Annotated in this window: 5 protein-coding genes; 2 read left to right on the top strand and 3 right to left on the bottom strand. The window is 51.8% G+C overall.

The window, feature by feature from the left end; genetic code table 11:
* Positions 1 to 143: 143 nt before the first annotated feature.
* Complete coding sequence (locus tag H6G50_RS05695) at positions 144 to 452, bottom strand: DUF3593 domain-containing protein (RefSeq protein WP_190714115.1); 309 nt, start codon at positions 450 to 452, stop codon at positions 144 to 146.
* Complete coding sequence (locus H6G50_RS05690; RefSeq protein WP_190714113.1) at positions 445 to 759, bottom strand: DUF2499 domain-containing protein; 315 nt, start codon at positions 757 to 759, stop codon at positions 445 to 447. The genes H6G50_RS05695 and H6G50_RS05690 overlap by 8 nt, the downstream gene beginning before the upstream one ends.
* 109 nt (positions 760 to 868) lie before the next feature.
* Between H6G50_RS05690 and H6G50_RS05685 the strand changes: the two genes are divergently transcribed.
* Positions 869 to 1,975, top strand: coding sequence for an NHL repeat-containing protein (locus H6G50_RS05685; RefSeq protein WP_190714111.1), 1,107 nt, complete (start codon positions 869 to 871; stop codon positions 1,973 to 1,975).
* 14 nt (positions 1,976 to 1,989) lie between these two features.
* On the opposite strand, the gene H6G50_RS05680 is transcribed toward H6G50_RS05685, so the two are convergent.
* Complete coding sequence (locus H6G50_RS05680) at positions 1,990 to 3,579, bottom strand: serine/threonine-protein kinase (RefSeq protein ID WP_190714109.1); 1,590 nt, start codon at positions 3,577 to 3,579, stop codon at positions 1,990 to 1,992.
* A 501-nt stretch (positions 3,580 to 4,080) separates the two neighbouring features.
* On the opposite strand from H6G50_RS05680, the gene pheT reads away from it, so the two are divergent.
* Positions 4,081 to 6,519, top strand: a complete 2,439-nt coding sequence (pheT, locus tag H6G50_RS05675) for a phenylalanine--tRNA ligase subunit beta (RefSeq protein ID WP_190714107.1) — start codon at positions 4,081 to 4,083, stop codon at positions 6,517 to 6,519.
* The last annotated feature ends 51 nt before the right edge of the window (positions 6,520 to 6,570 follow it).

Genomic DNA, 6,570 nt, shown 5'->3' with positions numbered 1-6,570 from the left:
GTGTTCGCGAGCGGGATGAAGCAATTGTCGCGGCCTCAATCGCCGCCCAGAAAATTCAGCTAAATTCTCATTACTGACTTGACATTTAAGACAATCGCTACGATAGAGCTACGAATTACGAATTACGAATTACGAATTACAAATCACGAATTCTTGGCTCCCCCCTCCCGCTTCTGTTCCCGTAAGATTGCCTGCCGAAATCCGAGGACGACCAAAATATTGGAAAAAGTTAGAAAGAATTCCGCACTTCCGTGCAACCAATCGACATTCGCCAAATCTTTACCGTAGTGGATTTTGGCATAAATCCCGGCGGGAATGGTGACGGCGACAAAAACGAGCAGCACGTAAAAACCGATTAACGCGAGGCGGGGAACTCCCTTAGAGCGCGTCATGAACCCCAAAAACCCTAAGTAGGGAAACAGCGAGAGGGCAAATAAAGTCTCTTTATTCACGAATTTGCTCCTTTACCGTCGAAGAACGCCAAATCCACCAAGCGGCTAAGCAAAGCGTGCAATTTCCCAACACCGTCATCGCCGCTTGCAGCGTCACTAACCAGCGCAAAGCGTCGGCATTCTCAAAAAAGTGCCAAGTACAAGCACAGAGGGCGCTAACTAGGGCGGGTAACATCGCAAAGGACAATCCATACCACGCGCGATCGCTCCTCAGCGTTCCGTATTGCCAAATTAACCCCATTGCTGCTACCCATTCAATGACACTAGAAACGTGAATGATCCAAGTCGGTAAGGAAAGAGCGTGCATGAACCTTAAAGATTTGGTGAAGAGCCAATCTTATCGCATCAAAGTCCTGGATCTCAACTGAAAAAGTTATAGGATATTACTGAGGTTTCTCGGTATTTTCTCTGTAACAATGAAAAAAAATCATTTTTTGTCGGGTATTTTCGGAGTTGCTGCGATCGCGAGCGTCAATTCCAGCCTCCCCAGTGCCGAAGCAGCGATCTTAGTCAGCAATACCCGTGGTAATAATATTGTCAGTTTCGACGAAGTAACCGGAAACTTCCTCGGCGAATTTATTACCGCCGATCGCGGCCTAATTGACCCCGATACCATCGTTTACGGCCCAGACGGAAATGTCTACGTCAGTAGCGGCACAACCCTAGAAAATTCGGCAATCTTGCGTTTCAACGGTCAAACCGGCGCTTTCATCGATCGCTTCGCCTCGGGTAACGGGCTATACCGTCCCTACGGTATGGCTTTTGGGCCGGATGGCAATCTCTACGTCAGCAGCTTTCTCTCCGATGAAATCCTGCGCTACGACAGCAAAACCGGAGAATTTGTCGATGTGTTCGCGCGCGGAACCGGAACCGCCGACGGACTCAACGGGCCTAACGGACTCCTATTCGGTTCCGATGGCTTTTTGTATGCGACGACGCAGGGCAGCGTTGCCGAAAATGGCGTTCCGAATTACCGGTTTGAAAGTCAGGTGTTGCGCTACAATCTCGCAACTGGAGAAGGGCAGGTTTTCGCCCGCCAACCCGAGCCTTCGCCCGATAGTTTTGGCTTTGTCAGCTTCTTGGGGTTAGCCATTAATCCACAAGATGGCGATTTGTACGTCAGCGATTATGCCAACGGTATTCGACGCTACGACTTGCTGACAGGTATTTTAGAGGGCGCGATCTCGACCAATTACACCGGAACCCAACCCAGCAATAATTTTATCGGCTCCTTAGCCTTCGGATCGGACGGAAATCTCTTTACCGTCGGTTTCGACTTCACTCAAAACAATATCGGTTCGATTTTGCGCTACGATTCTACCGGCTTGCCCCTGCCGCTTTCGGGTTATTCTGGGGCATTATTCGTCGCCAATAGCGATCGCCTTCAACGCCCGATTGGGATTGCCTTCACTCCGCCGGTTGACGTTCCCGAACCAGGAATGGCGTGGGGGCTGCTGCTGGCTGCTATAGCACCCGTAGGACTGCGAACGGCGCGATCGCTCCACCGGAAACGTAGCATTTAATTATCCAAATTAACTTACCAAAACCCTCGCTTCCCGCTCGGTAGCACTGTCGCCCAGTTCGTCTTCGCCAGCGCGAGTTGCTCTTCCGTCACCTTCGCATTGCTCAAGTTCGCGCCGCAGAGATTAGCCCCTTTCAAATTCGCATAGCTGAGCGAAGCATAGCTCAAATCTGCCCCGCGCAAATCGGCTCCTTCGAGATTGGCATAGCTCAAATACGCTCGCCCCAACTTCGCATCCCGCAAGTTCGACTGAGTTAAATTAGCGCGCCCGAAATTCGTATTCGTTAAATTTGCGCCTTGGAGATTAGTTTTGAGCAACTTCGCCTGATGAAAAATCCCGCCGGACAGATCTGCTTCCTGCAAATCGAGCAAGCTGAGGTTTTGCTGAGCAAAATCGCGTCGTCCTTTGAGATACCCGCTTAACACTGCGTCGGTATCTAATTTCGCCTTTCTTGATGCCTTGCTGCCTTGAGAAGACGCTCCTCCCCCTCGAGTGGGCGGCGACGTATAACCTTGAATGCCGCTGTTATCTATTAAATTTTGACGGGCGCGTCGTTTTTCGCGAATTGCCATCGCTAGGCGCTGGGTTGCCGAACTTCCCGTATTCTTAGCCATCGAGCGATCGCGGCCCGAAGACGGTAGCGGATCGATCCCTGTCGGCGAGTTCGGTTGAGCCGCTAAACCCCGCGCCAAATCTTGCAGGTACGGCTCCATATCCAAATCTCGCAGCACCTCTTCTGCCGATTGGTAGCGGTGGCGCACGGATACCTCGAGCATCTTCGTCAACACCCGCGCAAAGCTATCGCTGACGCTGACATACTTCTGCCAGACCATTTCCCCCGTTTTCGGGTTGTAATCCAAATCCTTCGGCGATTTTGCAGTCAGCAAATAAATACAAGTTACGCCCACCGCATAGATATCGCTAGCATACACCGGGCGCAGCGCCATCTGTTCGGGCGGCGCAAAACCGGGCGTTCCAATCGCAAACGAAGTCAGGGCGGTTTGATCGTTACCGTTACTCGCCGTTCCACCGCTGACCTGATTTTTTACAGCCCCAAAGTCAATTAAAACCAATTTTTTATCTTGGTCGCGGCGAATTAAGTTTGCCGGTTTGATATCGCGGTGAATCACTCGCTGACCGTGAATATATTGCAACATCGGCAAAATTTCTTGCAAAAATTGCCGCGCTCCCGCCTCGCTTATCGGACCGTTGCGTTTGACTTCTTGCTGTAAATTATGACCGCTAACAAATTCTTGAACGAGATAAAAATCTTTGTTGTACTCAAAATAATCGAGCAGTCGCGGCACTTGGGGATGGTTGCCAATTCTGCCCAAAGTTTCTGCCTCGCGCTCGAATAATTCCTTCGCCATCTCGAAGACATTAGGATCGTTACTCGAAGGGCGCAACTGCTTGATCACGCAGGGAGGTTGACCGGGAAGTCCGGTATCGACGGCCAAAAATGTCGTGCCGAAGCCTCCCTGTCCCAGCGCTCTCATGCCTTTATAGCGATCGCGCATCAACAGTGGGGAGCCACAAGCGCCGCAAACGTCGATGTTATCTGGATTTCTGGGATGAGGACAAGAAGGATTCAGACAGTAGCTCATTCAAGGTCACCAGTCTAGCTTGGTCCGGGTTGAAAGCGAATCTTTAAGGCATCTCGATTATTCAACACAACTGCTACGCTAAATTCCCGATAAGGAGGTGCCAGTTTGCAGAAATCGAGGGTTGACCTAGAACACCTATATCGCCATGATGCACATTACTAGGATATCTCACTTTTTCACTGTCTCTGGGATTCCTGCGCGGTAAAGTCAAAAAGACGAACGTAATTCGGTCAAAAATCGAAAAATCTTTATTCCCTCTCGAAAGAGGAAAGAAATTATCCTTTGCTTGCGGCAAAGCTCCCGCGTTCCTAGCTTCTATTATGCCCGAGAGACGGCAAAAAAGTGACGATCGCGCAAAAATACTGAAATATCCGCAAGTTAATCAATACTTTCGCCAGCCCTCAATCTTATCGACTCAATCTCACCTCCCTCTCGCTGGGACTTCCAACAAAAGCGGTAGAATATTTTAGCGATTGAGAGGATTTTAAAGCGGACGAGCAAATGCTAATTTCATTAAACTGGCTGCGAGAACTGGTCGATGTGACGCTAAGCGCTGAAAAGCTAGCTGAAACATTGACAGTCGCGGGATTTGAGGTCGAAAATATTGAAGATCGCCGCCAGTTGGCTGATGGCGTAGTGGTGGGCAAAGTTGTAGATTGCCAGCGCCATCCCGATGCGGATAAACTGAGCGTCACTCAAGTCGATCTGGGTAAAGAAGCGGTTTCGACGATCGTTTGCGGCGCAAAAAACGTTAAAGCCGATATCTTTGTCGCTGTCGCACCCCCAAAAACCTATCTCCCCGCCGTCGATCTAAAAATCAAAACCAGCAAGTTGCGCGGCGTGAAATCGGAAGGGATGATCTGTTCGCTAGCAGAGTTAGGATTGGCGAAGGAATCGGAAGGCATTTATATCTTTGCAGAAGAAAATCTGACCCCCGGTCAAGACGTTCGCCCCCTCCTCGGTCTCGACGATATTATTTTAGACTTGACATCGACGGCAAATCGTGCAGATGCGTTAAGTTTGGTGGGGGTAGCGCGAGAAGTGGCAGCCTTGACGGGAGTAGCGCTGCGATTGCCAGAAGCAGTGGAACTCGACATTCCCGCCGAACCGACGCTAAAGATTGAAGTTGCCGACGCGCAAGCTTGTCCGGCATATATTGGGACAGTAGTGGAAGGCGTAAAAATTGCCCCGTCTCCGGTTTGGCTGCAACAGCGCTTACAAGCCGCCGGAGTTCGACCGATTAATAATGTGGTCGATATTACCAACTATATTCTGCTGGAATGGGGACAGCCGCTCCATGCCTTCGATCGCGCCAAGTTACAAGCGGTGGCGGGCAGCGAGAATATCGTCCTCGGCACGCGCTTCGCCGGTGCGGGCGAAACCCTGAAAACCCTAGACGGGCAAACGCGGGAACTCGTCGAACAAAACTTGGTAATTGTCGCCAACGATAAACCCGTTGCTTTAGCAGGCGTGATGGGGGGCGAAGAAACCGAAGTAGACGAAGGAACGCAGGATATTGTTTTGGAAGCAGCGCTGTTCGATCCGGTTGCAATCCGCCGTTCCTCGCGCGCAGTCGGGTTGCGCTCGGAATCTTCCACCCGTTACGAACGCGGCGTGAACCAAGCTGAGTTAGAATTTGCCGCTCGCCGCGCGATCGCGTTATTCGTCGAACTCGCAGGCGGAAATCCTACCGCCCGCGCCATTGCCGACGCGCGCCCGAATCGGGAAGATTGGACGCGATCGCTCTCATTGCGCCTTTCCCGCGTCCGTCACATCCTCGGACAGGTTCGCCGGGAGGAAGGACTCGACGATTTACAAGCCGAAGAAGTGGAACAAATTCTGACGGCTTTGGGCTGCGAATTGGAACGGCAGGCGGGCGAAGAAACGCTCTGGACGGTGAAAGTACCGCCCTACCGCTACCGCGATTTAGAGCGGGAGATCGATTTAATTGAAGAAGTGGCGCGCCTTTACGGTTACGATCGCTTTGCCGATACCTTACCCGCGAAAACCGAAGCCGGAATTCTGCCCCCGCAGCGCAAAGCAATGGCACAAATCCGCGAAGCCTTCCGCGCCGTGGGTTTGACGGAGGTGGTGCATTATTCCTTAGTGAAACCGGAAGCTGCCGAAATCGCGATCGCAAACCCATTATTGAGCGAATATTCAGCCTTGCGGACGGAATTATTGCCGGGACTGCTCGATGCTTTTGAGTACAATTTAGCGCGCGGAAACGGCGCTCTCAATGCGTTTGAGGTGGGTCGCGTTTTCCGCAATTTGGAGGGCATAGCAAGCGAATACGACGCGATCGCGGGCATTTTTGGCGGCGACCTCAACCCCCAAGGTCAATGGGTTTCTGGCGGTAAAGGTTCGCCGATGACGTGGTACGAAGCCAAAGGTTTACTCGATAGCGTATTGGAAAGGTTGGGAGTCGTCGCGGACTATCAACCCGATAGCAGCGACGCACGCTGTCACCCCGGACGCACGGCGGTACTCTCTGTTGGCGGGAAACGTTTGGGATTCTTCGGACAACTGCATCCTCAACTGCGACGCGATCGCGATTTTCCCGAAGCGGTGTATGCCTTTGAACTCTCAGCGGCGGTACTGCTCGAGGTGATGGGGGGCGGTAACATTACCCCGCCGCGCTTCCAGACGTATTCCACCTATCCGGCCGTCAAACGCGATTTAGCGTTCTTCGCCGCGAAAAATATTGCTGTGGCTCAACTCGAAGCAACGATGCAGAAAGCAGGCGGCGAGTTATTGGATGCGGTGGAACTGTTTGATGTTTACGAAGGGGAAAACGTTCCGGCAGGAGAACGGAGCTTAGCGTTTAGCTTGGCCTATCGATCGCGCGATCGCAACCTCACCGAAGCCGAAATCGAACCCGCCCACCAAAAAGTCCGCCAAGCGCTCGAAGAGCAATTTGGTGCGACATTGAGAAGTTAGGGGTTTTTGTAATTCGTAATTCGTAATTCGCAATTCGTAATTCGTAATTCG

Origin of the sequence: Oscillatoria sp. FACHB-1406 (assembly GCF_014698145.1) — a bacterium.
GTDB lineage: Bacteria > Cyanobacteriota > Cyanobacteriia > Cyanobacteriales > Spirulinaceae > FACHB-1406.
Note: the sequence above shows the minus strand (reverse complement) of the source record. Positions and strands in the feature narration are given on the sequence as shown.